This is a genomic window from Cyanobacterium sp., assembly GCF_054166785.1.
In genome coordinates, this window is sequence record NZ_JBSZCP010000051.1 from 1 (window position 1) to 16,520 (window position 16,520).

The window sequence follows — 16,520 nt, forward strand, 5'->3', positions numbered from 1 at the left end:
ACTTGCATGTGTTAGGCATACCGCCAGCGTTCATCCTGAGCCAGGATCAAACTCTCCATTGTAAGTTCCTTTCTACCTTAGTATCCAGTCCCTTATGATTGAAGTAGTTTTACTTGCTCTTCTTTGCAATGTTTAAACCGAGGTTTAAACTTTTTGTTTTGTTTTAAATAAAGTTCTTTGACAAGGATTGATATATGTAATACTTGAAAATGGCTTTCAAACTATTGAATTGTCGAGGTTCGTGGTGACTGTCGAAGGCGTGTAGCCCTCAATCGCACATATACTAATATAACTAACCTTTTTCAAAATGGCAACTTCTTTTTCAATCTTTTTTTCTTTTTTTTACTACTCTCTTTACTCTGTATGGCTTTTACTCTCTCAACTTTTTTCCTAACCGTAGTCTTTGTTACTGTTTTTTCTTTTTTTGATGGGAGTATTTACTCTATAACGGTAATTTTTAGAGTTGCTATTTGGAAAAAGTCTAGTGTCTATTCTTTTGTGATAAGAATTTGGATATATACGAGAAGGAAAGCAACTAATAATAGAATGCTGGTGGCGGCGGCAGCGTAACCAAAGTTAAATTGACGGAATGCCTCTTGATATATGTAGTAAGCAAGGATGTTGGTACTGTTGGCGGGACCACCGTTGGTCATGACGTATATTTGTTCAAAGGAGCGAAAAGTAAAGATAGAGGTGGTAATGGTACAAAAAATAAGGGTTGGTTTTAGTCCGGGGATGGTTATATATATAAATTTTGCCCAAGGGTTCGCACCGTCTAGTTCTGCGGCTTCGTAACGAGATAGGGGAATTGCTTGTAGTCCTGCTAAAAATACTACGAGGTTAAAACCTATTTGTCGCCATGTACTGAATAGGATTATCACGGGCATTGCCCAAAGAGGACTGTTGAGCCAAGGAATGGGGGTAAGGTTTATTTGTTGGAGGAGTTGGTTAACGGGTCCGTTATTTTGGAATAACCAACGAAATCCTAAACCCATGGCTACAAGGGAGGTTATGGAGGGAATGAAGTAACTGGTGCGGAAAAAACTTCTAAAAATTATTTTTTGGTTTAAAAGAACTGCTAGAAGTAGGGGAATTATTATGCTGGGAATAATGCTGGTGATGCAAAAATAAATGGTATTGGTAATGACTTGGGCAAAATCAGAGTCTATTAATAGTCTTTTGTAGTTGTTGAGACCTATCCATTGGGTTGCGGAAAGGCTTCCGTTGGTAAAGCTAAGGTAAATGAGATACAGGATGGGGGCAAAGAGAAAGATGGTGAGAAGTATTAAGGCTGGGCTAAGGAAAAGCCATGGGGTAATTTTAGTTTTTAGTTTATTGGAACTCATGGACTGTTTTTTTTAGTGTTTGTGGTGCATTAGTTTCGGAGTCTCTAAAAGTTGGGTTGATTGAGAAGGGGAGTGGTGCAGTGGTGGGCAATGCCCACCCTACAAAAGTACATTTTTTTTAAGGGTTTTAGCTTTTACTGTGGAATTTTATCTTCCGCCTACAGTAATGGAGTCAACTTTTATATGGGGTTGTCCCACGGTTACATAAACGCTACCGCTGACGGAACCACAAAATCCTGCGGCTAGCCCTAAGTCTTGGGATGACATGGAGATTTTTTTCATGATCTCTTTGGCTTCTCCGATGAGGGTTGCTCCTTTTAGGGGTTTGGTAATTTTACCGTCTTCAACTAGGTAGGCTTCGTCAACTCCGAAGTTAAATTCTCCTGTGGGGCCGACGCTTCCTCCGCCCATTTTTTTACAATAAATTCCTTTGTCAACGGAGGAAAATATATTATCTAAGCTATATTCTCCTGGTGCTATGTAGGTGTTGCGCATACGGGAAGCTGCGGCGTAGCTGTAGTTACTTCTTCTACCGCTACCTGTGCGAGGATGTCCTGTGCGTATGGCTCCTGCTCTGTCGGCGATAAAATTTTTAAGGATACCGTTTTCGATGAGGAGGGTGCGTTGGGGGGGCATTCCTTCGTCGTCCATGTCGATGGTGCCAAAGGCTTTGTCGGATAGTCCTTCGTCCCAAGCGGTGAGGTTTTCGTGGGCAATTTTTTCTCCTTTTTTATCGATGAAGGGGGTGCTTTTCCTTTCTATTTGGGTGGTTTCGAGGAGGTGTCCACAGGCTTCGTGGAAGATTACTCCACCGAATTGGTTTGCCATGATGATGGGATATTGTCCTGATTCGACGTAGTCGGCATAGAGCATTTTTCCTGCGGATTCTGCTACTTCTTCGGCTACGTTTTGATAGTTCCACTGGCGTAGAAAGTCGGGATTACTGGTGTCTCCGTCTCTTTTACCTATGGAAGAGCGGTTTTGTCCATCGGCACAGAGTAGGTTGTAACCTACGGATTGGGTTAGTCTGATGTCTCGGGCAAAGGTGCCATCGGTGGAGGCTACTAATACTTCTTGCCAGTCTCTGAAGTAGGCGGCACGGCGCGATCGCACTTTAGATGCTTTTTGTTCTATAAATTGATTAGCACTTAATAGTATGTCGCCCATTTCCTGCATATTACTGCATTGACTTAACCATGTATCTTTGTTTTTGAGGGTGGCGTAGTCTCGGAATAGTTCAAGGTTGATTTCGGGAATAAAGGCTGAACCTTGGGGAATGTTTAAACCTAAAATTGAGAGGGCTTTTTCTAGGGCTTGTTTTAGTCCGTTAAAGGTTAAATCGTTGGTGCTAACGTAACAGTCTGCTTTTCCTCTAAATACTCTTACCCCTGCCCCTGTGGCTAGTCGAGGGGTGATGCTGGTGATGGTATCGTCTTCGGCTAAACAATTAATATAGTTAGATTTTTCGAGGAAAAATTCCACAAAATCTGCCCCTGCGGCTCTACCCATGCCTAGTAGGGTGGACAGGGGTTGTTGCCATGAGATGTCGAAGCGATCGCCCTTGGGTTGATATGATAGGTTAGGTATTTCTTTGGAAATCAATAGTGTTGGTGACATAGATTACTTTAACTGACTTTGTTAAATACCATTATATAGTCAGAAGTTATGGAAACTGTGGGGTTATGGAGGCGGGGAACAGGGAATGGTGAACGGGGAATAGTTAAATTTATTACACATTAAAGGCTTTTCCATCACCCATAGTGTTGGAGACTTTTTCTTTTCCGTATAACATAGTCTATATAGGGTAATCTTTTCACTGGATGAAAATCCTATAACTTTTGTCTAAATCATTATTTGAGTTATTTATTCAAACTGCATTGATTTGTAATGAATACCCATTTTGAAAATTTTAATTCTCAATTGTCCATGGTTAATTGTCAATTATCCTCCCCCCTTGTCAAAAGAGGATAGTATATAAGATAATAGTAGATTGTGTATAAAATTACTGTTATAGTAACTATAGGCTAAAACCATGGCAAGTAAAAAAGGCGTTCGCATTATCATTACATTGGAGTGTACGGAGTGTCGTACTAATTCTGACAAACGCTCTAAGGGTGTTTCTCGTTACACCACTATGAAAAATAGACGTAACACCACTGGTAGAATGGAACTTAAAAAATTCTGTACCCACTGCAATAAGCACACTATCCACAAAGAAATTAAATAGTTTAGTTTCTGATTTTGATTTGAATAAATAAACAGTAAGTATTGAAAAATTAAATTATGGCTTATTTTCGTAAAAGATTATCCCCTATTCCTACAAGTCAAGAGATTGACTACAAAGATTTAGAGTTGTTGCACAAGTTTGTAACTGAAAGAGGTAAGATGTTGCCTCGTCGTATCACTGGTTTGACTGCTCATCAACAAAGAGAGTTAACCAGAGAGGTTAAAAAAGCTCGTCTGTTGGCTTTGTTGCCTTTTATTAACGTGGAAGGTTAATTTGTTTGGTGTTGAGTGTTAGGTTAATTTCTTCCAAAAAATAAGGGCATCTGCCCCAGTGGCTTGATAGTATTTTTTACGTCTTCCTGCTAGGGCGAAACCAAATTTTTCATAAAGTGCGATCGCACTGTGATTATGTTCACTAACTTCGAGGGTTGCCCTTTCTAACCCTTTTTCTTTTGCTTGTTTTAATAATTCTTGTAATAACATTTTGCCTAATCCTTGTCTTTGAAAATCGGGATGAATGGCTAAAATAGTTACATGGGCTTCCTCTAATATTGCCCAAAAACAACCTAGACCGATTATTTTTTCCTCGTTTTCTATATCCGTAGTAATAATTAACAGGGTGCTATTCGGGCTTTCTATTTCCCTTTTATAACCATCTAAACTCCACAATCCGCCAAAGCAAATCTGGTCTAATTCAATAACTTCGGATAAATATTTTTCGGTTAAAGGTTGAAGTTTTATGGTTGTTAATGACATAAATAGATGCTATGGGATGAAAAGTTGTGTATTTCTCAAACTTAATGGTCTAAATTACTCCAAGTTATAAACCAACGTTGTAAATCTTGCTCTGAAAAAGAGCCACTGGCTAATTTTTTAATAGTAATAACAACCTCTTGATTATCACAGCTGAATTGATAACCATTAAGTAATAAGAATGTGACTCCTGCAACAAATCCTGTTCGTTTATTTCCATCAATAAAAGGATGATTCCGAACAATTGCAAAGGTGTATGTAGAGGCTAATATAGCTATATCTGTAATATTTTGATAGAAATGCAAATTTTGAGGACGCATTAATGCTGATTCAAGCAAGTTATTATCTCTGATACCTTGCAAACCGCCATGTTCATTAATTTGTTCTTTATGAATAATTTTGATTGAGGATGTAGATAACCAATTAATAATCATCTAGCTAATTCTTTGAGGGCATCGTGATATTGTTTCATTACTTTTCTAGCTGTTTCTATCTCTTTTTCCATTTCAGAAGGGTAGTTAGATATTGCAAAACCTTTTTCTGTTTCAACTAGATACAATTCATCACCTTGATCAATTTGCATTCTGGCTAATATTTCTTTAGGTAAAACAATTGCTATCGCTTCCCCAATATTTGTGACGGTTAATTTAATCATGGTTTTTCATTTAATTATACTATTTTCTAGTGATGGCGATCGCCTCGGAACTTTTATCTCTAGTCAACATTTTGAGTAACTTCGAGATAGATATGATCGAGATTGACAGGTTGACGGGTAATAGAAGTTAAATTGATAGGATCAAAGTATTTAATTAACTCCTCCAAAGGTAAAGTCTCGGGTAGTAAAAAAGCTAAATCTCCCCCATAGTAACGATGTTCAAAACCCTTTTCTTGAGCTTTGAGGATGGCTTTTTCTTCCTCATCGGTTTTGATAATAATAATTTCTTGGGCAGGGACTTTTTTTCTTAATTCTTCTAATGTACCTTCAGCAATGATATGACCATTTTTAATAATTCCGATGCGATCGCACAGTTTTTGAGCTTCATCTAATAGGTGAGTAGTCAAAAGAATAGTCATGCCCTCTTCCTTTAAACTGGTAATTAACTGCCAAATTTCATACCTCGCCTCAATATCTAATCCTGTAGTGGGTTCATCCAAAATTAATAACTTAGGACTATGAATTAACGCAACAGCAATATTTAGCCTTCTTTGCATACCCCCAGATAAAGTATCAACCGCACTATCTTTTCTGTCTAATAAATTTACCCCCTGCAAACAGCGACTAATGGCTGATTTTAACTGAGTTCCTTTTAAACCATAAATTTTGCCAAAAAAAGAAAGATTTTCAGCACAACTAAGGCTCGGATATAATAAATTCTCTTGGGGGGCAACTCCCAATAAATACTTACTTTTCAGAGATAAATTTTCATTGTTAATGTTTACGAGTCCATCATCGTAATTTAATAAGCCACAAATAATGTTAATGGTCGTAGTTTTTCCTGCACCATTAGCCCCCAATAAACCATATATTTCCCCCTGTATAATGTTGAGGTTCAAGTCTTGTAAAACCGCCCTTTTACCGAAAAACTTAGTTAAATTTTTGATGTGCAACATTATTAACCCGAGAAAATAAACAATGCAATCATAACATTAGCTCCGACAAAAAAAAGCCAGTTGGATAGATTCCAACTAGCTCAAATGATTGAGAATACACTTTATTAGGTAAATTGTTGAGGATTACTGAAGAACTAACTTCACATTAGCATTCTGTAAGCCACGTTGTTTAACCTCTTCAAGGGTTTTATTAACGGCGTATTTTTGATTGATAGAGTTAATTAACTCAGTTTGGTTATGTTTTTTAGCAACGCCCCAAAGATCTGCAATCAAATCGAAACTACCATCAGCATTACGAGACCAGCCTAAATCGTATTCACCTTCTAATACGGCGACGATGTCAGCGCGGAGACGTTGGCCGTTATAGCCACGTACATCAGCATCAGTTTTTACGTTAATACCGAGATCCCGCAAAGAGCTAGTAAGAATTTCAGCAGAAGAGATTTTGGTGCGTAGGGTGCTAAAATGAGACATGGACGTTTCCTCCTAAGAGATTAAAGACAACTGTTTAAAAGTGTGATACGATATGCACTTTGAGTGCTTTTATTAAAACTGCTAGTGGATTACTAGCCTTTCTCGGACAATCGGGGGACTACTCCTCCCCCACCCGATGAAAGCCTTTAAAATTCCATCCGCTGATATTGCGCGACGGAAGCTGAAGCAGGTCTGGCTCTTTTTCTAGCCCAGTCTCGTAGTGCTGTTACCTGTTCAGTCATGGTGCGTGATAGAGGCAGGGTAGATTTCACCGATGCAATGATGTCTAGTTGGGTAAACTCTCGCCCTTGGGCGAAAGCCTCATACATCGCAGCGATTATCGCCTGTTCTATCTCGGCTCCAGAAAAACCTTCCGATACATTTGCTAGTTGATCTAGGTCAAACCTTTCGATGTCGTTTCTACGGTTTGTTAAATGTATCTTAAATATAGCCTGTCGTTCTTGGGCGTTGGGTAAGTCAACAAAAAAGATTTCGTCAAATCTACCTTTGCGTAAAAACTCGCTGGGTAATCTTTCGATACGGTTAGCGGTTGCCATCACAAATACGGGGGATGTTTTTTCTTGCATCCAAGTTAAAAATGAACCAAAGATACGGCTGGATGTGCCACCATCGGAATCGGCGGAGCCACCACTACCCGCAAAGGCTTTGTCTAGTTCATCGATAAAGAGGATTGCAGGGGAAATGGATTCGGCGGTTTTGAGGGCGTTACGAAGATTTGCTTCGGATTTGCCTACGGTTGAACCGTCATAAACCCTACCCATGTCTAACCTCAGAAGGGGTAAGCCCCATAGTCTGGAGGTTGTTTTGGCAATTAACGATTTACCACAACCAGGTACGCCTAAAATGAGCATTCCTTTGGGTTGAGGAAGTCCATACTCTCTGGCTCTTTCACTGAAGGCATCAGAACGCTGGGTTAACCAGTGTTTTAGTTCCTCTAGCCCTCCCACTGCCTCAATGGTTTTATCTTCTTCTACGTAGTCTAGGATTCCGTTGCGACGGATTAGTTGCTTTTTCTCGGAGAGGACGATTTCTACTTCGTCTTCGGTGAGTTGTCCAGCTTTGACTTGAGCTTTTCGATAAACTTTTTGGGCTTCATCGATGGTTAAACCAAGGGCTGCACGGAGCAGTTTTTCTTTGACTTGGGGTAGAAGTTGTTTTTGGCGAGACTGCTGTAATGCTTTTTCTAATACGGCTTCCAACTCGGAGGACTGAGGTAATGGAAAATCCAGTACCACAACGTCTTTTTCAAGTTCGATGGGTATTTTGTGATAGGGCGACATTAAGATTATTACTTTGTTTGTGCCTTTGAAGCTATAGATAGCATCTCTCAACCATCGGGTAACGGGAGGAGAGTCTAAGTAAGGATGTAAGTCCTTGAATATGTAAACTCCATCGTCCTTTTGTCTTACTACCCATTCAATGGCCGCTTCTGGTGAAACTGTATTGTGTTGTACTCCCTGACGACCCTGGCTATTGCATTCTACAATGCCGTGAGTTACTGTCCACACAAAGACTCGGCTTTTTTGCTCTTTGGTTTCTTGATCTTTGGCGATACGGGCGATCGCACTTTCAGCCCTTTCCTCTTCGGAGGTAACTAAATAGATCAAAGGATATTGAGCTTTGATGAGAATATTTAACTCTTCTTTCATAATGCCGAACCTCGATATTGGTTTCTCAGTGTACTCAAATCTCCTAACAGGGAATTAACTCCTCTTCTTGGTCCGATGAATCCTCTAACTGCACACTATCGCCGATTAAGGGAAATTCCTCATCCACAACGGTGGGCTGATTTTTCAACGAGACCATTTCACCATCACGCATCAACATGGGAGTGTCACATTCTGGACATACATGGATTTGGTGAGTCTTACCATAACCTGCCTCTACTTCTTCCACCGTTTCAGGGTGTTTTAGATAAAAGTTAACGGCCTTTTCAACAAGGGCTGACATGGAGTCAGTGTCGATAGCGGCTTTAACTTTTAACTGTCGATGTAGATTTGGTGGTAAATAGAGAGTAACTTTTTGCTTTTCTTGCATATTGGCTTATTTGATATGCCCAAGTGCTATGTAAATTACTTTAACTATTTTCTCTTTTACTGTCAAGGCGTTATCCCATTTTGACGGTAATATTGTTACATTTCTTAATAAAGTGTTTTTGGATGAATCAATATAAATCTTCTAAAGACTATATACAGCAAAGATTACGAGGCTTTTTGTTTCCATAACAAAAGTTTACGATTTAAGCTGATGTCAGTATCCAAATAAAAAATAGGGTCGTACCATCATGGTCCGCCCTACAAAAAAATAAACTAAAAGTAGAATAACTAAAACTCTCGCTTTTCAATGCAAGGGCGAATTTCATTTAAATCTAAATAACGATCCGTAGCATTACGCAATTCTCTGGCAATCATCCCTTCTGTGGAAACCACCGTGATATGGGTGTTTTTAGACCGTAAAAGTTCGATCGCCCTTTCAAAGTCGCCATCACCGCTAAATAATACTACTCGATCATATTGGTCAACGGTATTAAACATATCCACAACAATTTCTATGTCGAGGTTCGCCTTTTGAGAAAATCGACCAGAACTATCATCATAATATTCCTTCAGTATCTTGGTTCTGACGGTATAACCTAAACTAATTAAAGCATCTCGGAAGCCCCGTTGGTCTTGGGAATCTTTTAAGCCCGTGTACCAGAAAGCATTGATTAACATAAACCCTGACTCTTCGGAAAAATAATCAATCACTTTACGAGGATCAAAAAACCAACCATTTTTTTGTTGTGCATAAAACATATTATTTCCATCGACAAAAATAGAAATTCTATCTCGTAAACGATGGTTATTTATATTATTTACGTAATTGTAATGATTAGTATTATTTATTTCTGAATTAGGGGCAATTATAGTTGTTGAATTTACTTGGGGTTCAGGATTATATTCAGGACGAGGTATTAACTGGGGACGAGGATTAAGAATTGGATTTTCATTCGTTTCTAATTTTAGATCTGGTTCATTTTCGGATTCTTTTTCTGGGTTTTTATTATGATTAGTACCATTTAAATTAGTATAGTCATTAATACTATACTTTCCATTATTAAAGTTAAAATTAGTCATAGTAATAGTTGTAATAAATAATTTAATTAACTTATAAAAGTTAAAGTCATAATGTCTAGGACGGTTTTAATTAATTTGTAACTAACTACCCTAGGGATAGGTTTTAGCTATGGTGTGCATTTTTTATTAAAGAAAAAGAACAATATTTTGCATTTTCTGATTAATAAATAAGCTCTATTCTGTTTATTTTTAAGTTTTTATCTGTATAAATAAAAGGTAAAACCAAGGGATAATATGGTTTTATTTTGTCTATTTTAATATTTTTAGATAGGGAATAAGGATATTAGAAAATAAATATTTGAGAATAAAACTTTACTATTACTAACATAATATTCTTTTTTTGTGTATGATTAAACGTTTATGCCATAGGTTAGCACAACTTATATATACCATGCTTTATGGCAGATTTAAGTTAATAAATTTGCCGTTGAGTATCAGTGTAGTAATTGTTTTATTACTATGGTTATTTGTTAATATTTAAAAGTTTATTGAGTACATTCTTTGTTTGTCTTTTTTAATTTACTGTTTTTTGATAAAAATAAAGATAAATAATTAATTAATATATATTGCTAAAAAAATAAAAATTAGATTAGTAATATTTAATAAGATTAAAATCTCTTTAAAATTAAGGTTTAGGTTTTAATGTCAGAAAAATGACAATACTGATTTATCTCCATAAACATAGAGTTGAGCAGATTTTAAATGACAAAAATCAACCTCAATGGTGAGGAACGAGATTTTCTGGTTTTTGAAGATAGGAACACCAATCGCTCCATCCTCCTGCATATAGTTTGCAGTGATGATAACCAATGGTTTCTAGGGCAAAGATATTGACACAGGCAGTGACTCCCGAACCACAATAGGCGATTATTTCAGGATATTTTAGGTAAGGTTGCCAGATAGTTTCTAGCTGTAATTTAGGTTTTAAAAATCCTTCTGGGGTGGTATTTTCCTGCCAAAATATATTATGGCTATGGGGAATACTTCCTGGGATGGGATCGATGGGTTCTATTTTGCCTAAGTGGCGATCGCCCGAACGAGCATCAATAATTGCCCTATGGGGAGAGGTTTGAGCTTGTTTAACCTGTTCAATATCGACAGTTAAGTCAGGGTTTGGCTCAGGGATAAATGAACCTTTGGTATCCATGGGAGTAATAGCATCTATGGGATAATTCAATTTTTGCCAATTTTGCCAACCGCCATCGAGAATATAAACCTGATGGTGTCCCAAAAAACGCAATAACCACCATAAACGGGCGCAGAAGGCAAAGCGAGAATCATCGTAAACAACAATGGTTGTTTTATTCTTGATAATGCCAATTTGCTCGAATTTGGTGGCTATTAATTGATTATCGGGTAAGGGATGCCTACCTCCATGGTCGCTAACTGTATTAGAAAGATGTTTATTTAAGTCTAAGTAATAGGCATTTTTTATATGGCTGTGATTATATTGTTGATAACCCCAGTTAGCGTCTGGGAGACGAAAGCGACAGTCAATAATTTTGATGTCAGGATTGTTAAGGTTATCTTTGAGCCATTCTGCTGAGACAATGCTCTGATGTTGACCCATTTTGGTAAGTTAATAACAATTAGATAATTAGTTTAAATATAAGTAGATAAATATATAGTGGTAGGGTCTTTATTTAATTTCACCCTATGACTATAGTAATGGATCTGTTAACAATGAACAATGGATAATTTTTTACGGCTCTGCTAAAACAGCTATTTTTTCTCCCTTGGCGGAATCCTTTTTTTCCCTTCTATGGTCTAGGAATATTAAGGAAAAATAATATCCTACCGTTCACTCCATTATTATGATGTAAAACCTCAAATTAAGATTGATGAAAAAAATATTTTTGATACTCGTTGCGATCGCCTCTTTTTGTCTATTTTCATTAACTAGCTACGCTGTAAATAGTTCCATGGACATCAAAGGTATCATTGCCCAACAACCAATGTATCAGCCCCCTAGGGGAGATGTCAGGCTAATGGTAATCAGTGACTTAAACAGTGCCTATGGTTCCACAGAATATGAACAGGAAGTACATCAAGCCATAAGATTAATTCCCTTTTGGAATCCAGATATAATTTTGTCTGGGGGAGATATGATTGCAGGGCAAAAACTTTCCTTAACCGATGGACAAGTGAGGGCAATGTGGAATGCTTTTGATGCTCAGATAGCTAAACCCATTAGAGATTTAAATATACCCTTTGGCTTTACCATGGGCAACCATGATGGCTCAAGCAGTTTTAGTACGAGGGAAAACAGATTTTTTCACCAGCGCGATCGCAACTTAGCCACGGAATATTGGCAAAATCCGATTCATAATCCCAAGGTTAATTTTATTGATCGTTCCCATTTTCCTTTTTACTATACTTTTATGGAAAAAGATATTTTCTTTTTAGTGTGGGATGCTTCCTCCCGTCATATCTCCTCCCAACAACTGGCATGGGCTGGGAAAGCTCTGCAATCTCCTGTGGCGAAACAAGCTAAAATGCGCATTGCCATCGGGCATTTACCCCTATACGGTGTGGCAGTGGGTAGAGATAGGGAAGGAGAAGTATTAGACGAAGCGGAATTTTTACAGAATTTTTTAGAATTAAATGATGTTCATACCTATATTAGTGGTCATCATCATGCCTATTACCCCGGCCACAAAGGAAATTTACAAATGTTACACGCTGGAGTGTTGGGGGGAGGTGCCCGTCGTTTAATTGCAGGAAATGATCAACCCACGAAAAATTTAACCGTAATAGATATAAACTTTGATGACCCTACCCTTACAAGTTATACCACCTATGATATGAGAACCCTAAAAGTAGTCAATAATCAGCAGTTACCCCGTTTATTGATGGCTCATAACGGCATGATTTTGAGGAAAGATATTGACATTCAGGATTTATCAACTTCAGAAACAAATGCTTGTTTAATTAAATATCCTTTAAATCGATATACCTGCGAAAATTAGTCTAAAATCTTGGACTCGTATCCCTAGAAAAATACATTAATTAGACGAACAATGGGCTTAAATCCATTGCCAAGGAATAGTAAATAAATGAAAAACCCCTCTCTTTAAGAAAGGGGCTTTATATTATGTCATTAGAATCAACTAGCTAAGTTAATCTTAGAAAGTGAAGGTGGTTCTTAGGGTCCCAACGAAGCCACTGGTATCTGTTTGATTTAAACCATCAACATAGATAATTCCGGGGGTGATGGAAATACTGTTGGTGAGAGGATATTTGTAGAACGCTTCAAGATGAAGAGGAGTTGTAGCACCAACGCCAGCCCCTAGAATGTTTCCACTGTAAGGTTGAACCCCAGCAAAGAGACCTAATACACTACCTTCTCTTGCTAAGTCTAGGAACGCAACTCCACCACCGTAGCTGAAGATTTCATCATTTCCACCACCTACACGATTAGCGTCGGTATAGTTGAAGAAACCACTTAGACTAACTCTGGGGGTGAGGCGCCAAGCTACTTGAGCACCAAAGGAATCAGTGTTAAAGGCATCTCCTCCAAAAGGATCATTAGCAAGGAAACTTCCTGTTTCATCGCTGAATAAGCCATTAGCACCAGTGTGGAAACCACGAACATAGGTTAAACCTAGGTCAATGTTTTCGCCAAAACCAAAGTTAAGCTGTGCAAGGGCGGCAAAGTCACCATCGAAGATACCATTACCACGGGAGGGATCTTCTGGATTGGTTGCTAAGTAGCCGATGTTAAAGCTAGAGTATTCTCCAAAAGGAACGGAGAAACCAATACCAGCACCACCAGTTCCAATTCTGTAGATGGGACTAGAAGAAGCAAAGGTAGATAATGCACCGTTACCACCGTCAAAGTCTTCAAAGAAAGGATTGGTGGTAGGGGCAAAGTCACTGTGAAGAGCACCAGTAGCCGCTAGGTAAAAATTAATGTCTCTGTTACCAAAGCCAAAAGGCGTAGTGTAGGTTAAAGCATCTAGTACAACATTATTGTCGCCTAGTTCACCATCAAAGGTTTGGGTTAGTTCAGTAGTTCCACCGAAAGCACCCAAGTTACCACCAGCGGTTAAGCTAGTCAAAAGGGTATCTCTACCAGTGAAGCTGGTTTCAAGGTCTAAGGTAACACTGTTACCAAAAACGAATTGACGAGAGCCGGGTACATCAGAAGCAGTTAAGCCCATGATGACTTCTCCGCTTAATTTAGTGGTGGTGGAGAATTGATGATCTTCTAAGAAAGCAACTCTTCCTTCTAAGTTATCAACTCTTGCTCCTAGGGTTGCAAGTTCAGTTTCAAATTCTGCGATTAATCTTCTGAGGGCGGCGATGTCTTCGTCACCTACTCCACCAGTACCGATTAAACGTTCGATGGATTGCATACAAGAGTTTAAACCTGCGGCAAACTCAAAACGACTTAAGGCACGGTTTCCACGGAAGGTGCGATCGGGGTAACCTACGATACAACCATAACGTTCTACTAGGCTACGTAGTGCTTCATAGGCCCAGTCTGTAGGGGAAACGTCGCTGAGTTGGTTAACGGAAGTTACTTGACCTTGAGAGTTAGAAACTCCTTCGGTGCTGTATCTGTCTAATTGGTCAATGATTTCGCTGTTGGTATCAAAAGACTGAGCGATGGTAAAGTCTTCGCTAGCTTTTGCTTGAGCGTTTACGAGTAAACTAGCACCTAGAAGGGCTGGGGTTACTTTTAAAGAATTCCAAAAGATTTTGTTCATTGTTTTCCTCACACGTTTTATATAGGACTTATTTTTTATCCTGAAACTCATACTAACACTAATTATATTTTTTTTCTACTGGAATCGGACTTATTTGTTAAATTTTCTTAACTTTCTCTTAAAAATAATAGAAAAAGGATATTTTTTATATTTTTAGTGTTTTTTGTAACAGGTTTTCTAGGCTAATACTTGACTGATAACTAAGACCAGAGGTGGAAATATTTTGTTCCCCGTTAATGTCATCATCTTTTTCTGGGAAAAACATCCATCGACTACCTTGGGGCAAGGAGGAAAAACTATGGGGGTTGTTGGATAACCATACTAAAGGTTGGGATAATATTTCTATGTTCCCTTGGGCTTCCATGGGTTGTATGGCGGCGAGCGCCTCTAGCACCACATGATTACCTTTGATAGTATTAGTTTTGGGAGTCCATAGTTTAACGTCTAATTGCTGACGGCTACAATAAAAATATAAAGATGCCGTGGCAATCACTGCTTTTTCAAATAACTCTTGATTCCATGGTTGACTGTTATCAAGACAGATAATAACTTCTTGTCCTCCTGTGATGGTTTCTAATTCCCTTACTTGTAATTCCCCAAAACGGGCGCTACTACGCCAGTGAATAAGCCTTTGGGGGTCTCCATATCGATATTGTCTAATAGCTTTGGTAACCCCTTCGGTGGCATTTTGATATAGTTTTTCACTCTGCTGTTGTTGGGTTTGCTCGTTGCCAATATTATCAATGAGAGGACAATTTTTTAGGGGTAAAATTTGAGGATAAACGATCGCCCTTGCTTCTATATTTCTCTTTTTGCGAGCATAAAATAAACCGATGGGGGCAGCACTTTTCACATCCAACCCATACCAATGATAAATTCCCCTCACAGAAGCCTGAGCGTAGTAGGTTATTTTTTTCGTTTCTTGGGGGGCAAGGCTTTCTAAGGAGCTAAGAACGGGCTTAGAGAGCATTAATGGAAGGTGATCGACTATTTCAATAAAATTTTTACCAGATTTAGTGGGATTTGTCACCGTCAACTCAATTAATAACTCGTCTCCCGCACTGATGGGCTCCATGGGAAGCCGTTTTATTTTCAACTTTTTAACGGTTTGAGAGGAAATAAATATATTTAGCCCCACCAAAGCTAAAGAAGTGCCACTGAGTACATATAGCCAGCCCGCCATGGTATTGGTGGCCGCCCCAAAAAAACTGAGGGCAATACCCAAAAGTACCCAACCGCCATAGGAGGGGCTTGGCAGGTGATTATGCCACCAGTTACCCAGACTGGCAAAAATGCCTCTATCATTATTGGTTTGATGATTCGGGCTAAGATTCAACTTTTACACCTCTCCAAAACGCCACATAGTTTTTGATGTTTTCCGCTTTCTCTTTCGGTTCAGGATAATACCAAGCAGCATCTTTATTCTCGGCACCATTTACTGCTATGGTATAGTAACTAGCTACTCCTTTCCAACCGCAAGTAGTATGGGTATTGGTAGGTCTAAAATATTCTTTATTGATGCTCTGGGGGGGGAAATAATAATTACCTTCAACTATCTCACAGTTTTCGCTTTGGGCTAGTATTGCCCCATTCCAAGTTGCTTTTGCCATTTCCCTATGCTCTATTTTATGATTATGTTTTAATATAGTTATATATATCATTAATGTTAACTATACATTTTCAATTATATACATCATGGAATTAATTATTTGTTTCGCACTAGCTGTGTCTGTTTTCAGCTTGGTAATAGCTTTGATTGTGGGTTTGGTGTCTGCCCCGACTCCTATTTTATTAGGAATTTTAATTGTGGGGATGATGTTTACTCAAAAGTCTATTGATAAATTAACTACTTCTGATGCGAATGTTATGGAGGGAAAAGATAAAGAAAGGGTAGAAAAGGTGGAGTTAGAAAAATCTGAGGGTAATGGACTTTTTAAAAGTATGATATACAGAGGTTCTAATTATAATAGTTCTCCTAATCAAATTGCTCTTAATATTTCTAAAAAAGATATTCAATATCGTGGGGTAAAGTCCCATAACAGTTCTTCTGATGTGGTATAAATATGGGTATTTTCTGGCTAAAATAACATCAATAAAAAGAAGTTAAAAAACTCCGTATCATTAACGGTACTTAAACAAAACTCAAGCCCAAACAAAGCCTAAACTAGCTTTATAAGCAGAAAATACCTCAGTATTATGGGTAAGCCAGTGGACAAAACGAAAAGATACAGCAGTGCGAAATGCCTCGAGTGCTTCAGCAA

General features: G+C 38.4%; 18 protein-coding genes and 1 rRNA gene. 4 read left to right on the plus strand and 15 right to left on the minus strand.

Features of this window, described 5'->3' with window-relative positions; all coding sequences use genetic code 11:
• From ACXITR_RS10340 to ACXITR_RS10350, 3 genes are all read right to left on the minus strand, one after another.
• Positions 1-62, minus strand: a 16S ribosomal RNA gene (locus tag ACXITR_RS10340); the annotation flags it as partial.
• 426 nt (positions 63-488) lie between these two features.
• Positions 489-1,346 (minus strand): carbohydrate ABC transporter permease, encoded by an 858-nt coding sequence (locus ACXITR_RS10345; RefSeq protein WP_457997148.1) that lies wholly within the window; start codon positions 1,344-1,346, stop codon positions 489-491.
• Between the two features lie 147 nt (positions 1,347-1,493).
• On the minus strand, positions 1,494-2,963 hold the full coding sequence (locus tag ACXITR_RS10350) for a TldD/PmbA family protein (RefSeq protein WP_457997149.1): 1,470 nt from the start codon (positions 2,961-2,963) through the stop codon (positions 1,494-1,496).
• Positions 2,964-3,378: 415 nt separating this feature from the next.
• Here ACXITR_RS10350 and rpmG point away from each other — a divergent pair, with 415 nt between their 5' ends.
• Both rpmG and rpsR read left to right on the plus strand, forming a co-directional pair.
• Positions 3,379-3,573 carry a 50S ribosomal protein L33 gene (gene rpmG, locus ACXITR_RS10355; RefSeq protein WP_457997150.1) on the plus strand — a complete coding sequence of 65 codons (195 nt, stop codon included), beginning with the start codon at positions 3,379-3,381 and terminating at the stop codon, positions 3,571-3,573.
• 56 nt (positions 3,574-3,629) lie between these two features.
• Positions 3,630-3,845 (plus strand): 30S ribosomal protein S18, encoded by a 216-nt coding sequence (rpsR, locus tag ACXITR_RS10360; protein ID WP_069790927.1) that lies wholly within the window; start codon positions 3,630-3,632, stop codon positions 3,843-3,845.
• 18 nt (positions 3,846-3,863) lie between these two features.
• Here rpsR and rimI read toward each other — a convergent pair whose 3' ends face one another.
• From rimI to ACXITR_RS10405, 9 genes are all read right to left on the minus strand, one after another.
• Entirely contained in the window at positions 3,864-4,328 is a 465-nt protein-coding gene (gene rimI, locus ACXITR_RS10365) for a ribosomal protein S18-alanine N-acetyltransferase (RefSeq protein WP_457997151.1), read from the minus strand.
• Between the two features lie 41 nt (positions 4,329-4,369).
• On the minus strand, positions 4,370-4,759 hold the full coding sequence (locus tag ACXITR_RS10370) for a type II toxin-antitoxin system death-on-curing family toxin (protein WP_457997152.1): 390 nt from the start codon (positions 4,757-4,759) through the stop codon (positions 4,370-4,372).
• The gene (locus tag ACXITR_RS10375) at positions 4,756-4,980 is read right to left on the minus strand and encodes an AbrB/MazE/SpoVT family DNA-binding domain-containing protein (protein WP_457997153.1); all 225 of its coding nucleotides are present in this window, start codon (positions 4,978-4,980) and stop codon (positions 4,756-4,758) included. The genes ACXITR_RS10370 and ACXITR_RS10375 overlap by 4 nt, the downstream gene beginning before the upstream one ends.
• Positions 4,981-5,039: 59 nt before the next feature.
• Positions 5,040-5,936: an ABC transporter ATP-binding protein gene (locus tag ACXITR_RS10380; protein ID WP_457997154.1), complete on the minus strand. Its 897-nt coding sequence runs from the start codon at positions 5,934-5,936 to the stop codon at positions 5,040-5,042.
• A gap of 123 nt (positions 5,937-6,059) precedes the next feature.
• Positions 6,060-6,410, minus strand: coding sequence for a DUF1257 domain-containing protein (locus tag ACXITR_RS10385; RefSeq protein ID WP_069790924.1), 351 nt, complete (start codon positions 6,408-6,410; stop codon positions 6,060-6,062).
• Positions 6,411-6,556: 146 nt separating this feature from the next.
• Positions 6,557-8,080, minus strand: coding sequence for a stress-responsive protein Ycf46 (gene ycf46 / locus ACXITR_RS10390; protein WP_457997155.1), 1,524 nt, complete (start codon positions 8,078-8,080; stop codon positions 6,557-6,559).
• A gap of 43 nt (positions 8,081-8,123) precedes the next feature.
• Positions 8,124-8,468: a ribbon-helix-helix domain-containing protein gene (locus tag ACXITR_RS10395; protein ID WP_457997156.1), complete on the minus strand. Its 345-nt coding sequence runs from the start codon at positions 8,466-8,468 to the stop codon at positions 8,124-8,126.
• Between the two features lie 287 nt (positions 8,469-8,755).
• On the minus strand, positions 8,756-9,280 hold the full coding sequence (locus ACXITR_RS10400) for a LabA-like NYN domain-containing protein (RefSeq protein WP_457997163.1): 525 nt from the start codon (positions 9,278-9,280) through the stop codon (positions 8,756-8,758).
• 985 nt (positions 9,281-10,265) lie between these two features.
• A complete protein-coding gene (locus ACXITR_RS10405) occupies positions 10,266-11,117 on the minus strand; it encodes a sulfurtransferase (protein WP_457997157.1) in 852 nt (283 codons plus the stop codon).
• A 271-nt stretch (positions 11,118-11,388) separates the two neighbouring features.
• Here ACXITR_RS10405 and ACXITR_RS10410 point away from each other — a divergent pair, with 271 nt between their 5' ends.
• Positions 11,389-12,516, plus strand: coding sequence for a metallophosphoesterase family protein (locus ACXITR_RS10410; RefSeq protein ID WP_457997158.1), 1,128 nt, complete (start codon positions 11,389-11,391; stop codon positions 12,514-12,516).
• Between the two features lie 156 nt (positions 12,517-12,672).
• Here the strand turns inward: ACXITR_RS10410 and ACXITR_RS10415 are convergent, their stop codons facing one another.
• From ACXITR_RS10415 to ACXITR_RS10425, 3 genes are all read right to left on the minus strand, one after another.
• On the minus strand, positions 12,673-14,259 hold the full coding sequence (locus ACXITR_RS10415; RefSeq protein ID WP_457997159.1) for an iron uptake porin: 1,587 nt from the start codon (positions 14,257-14,259) through the stop codon (positions 12,673-12,675).
• Between the two features lie 145 nt (positions 14,260-14,404).
• The gene (locus ACXITR_RS10420; RefSeq protein ID WP_457997160.1) at positions 14,405-15,595 is read right to left on the minus strand and encodes a DUF58 domain-containing protein; all 1,191 of its coding nucleotides are present in this window, start codon (positions 15,593-15,595) and stop codon (positions 14,405-14,407) included.
• Positions 15,585-15,869, minus strand: a complete 285-nt coding sequence (locus ACXITR_RS10425; RefSeq protein WP_457997161.1) for a DUF427 domain-containing protein — start codon at positions 15,867-15,869, stop codon at positions 15,585-15,587. The genes ACXITR_RS10420 and ACXITR_RS10425 overlap by 11 nt, the downstream gene beginning before the upstream one ends.
• Before the next feature lie 85 nt (positions 15,870-15,954).
• Between ACXITR_RS10425 and ACXITR_RS10430 the strand changes: the two genes are divergently transcribed.
• Positions 15,955-16,320, plus strand: coding sequence for a hypothetical protein (locus ACXITR_RS10430; protein WP_457997162.1), 366 nt, complete (start codon positions 15,955-15,957; stop codon positions 16,318-16,320).
• The last annotated feature ends 200 nt before the right edge of the window (positions 16,321-16,520 follow it).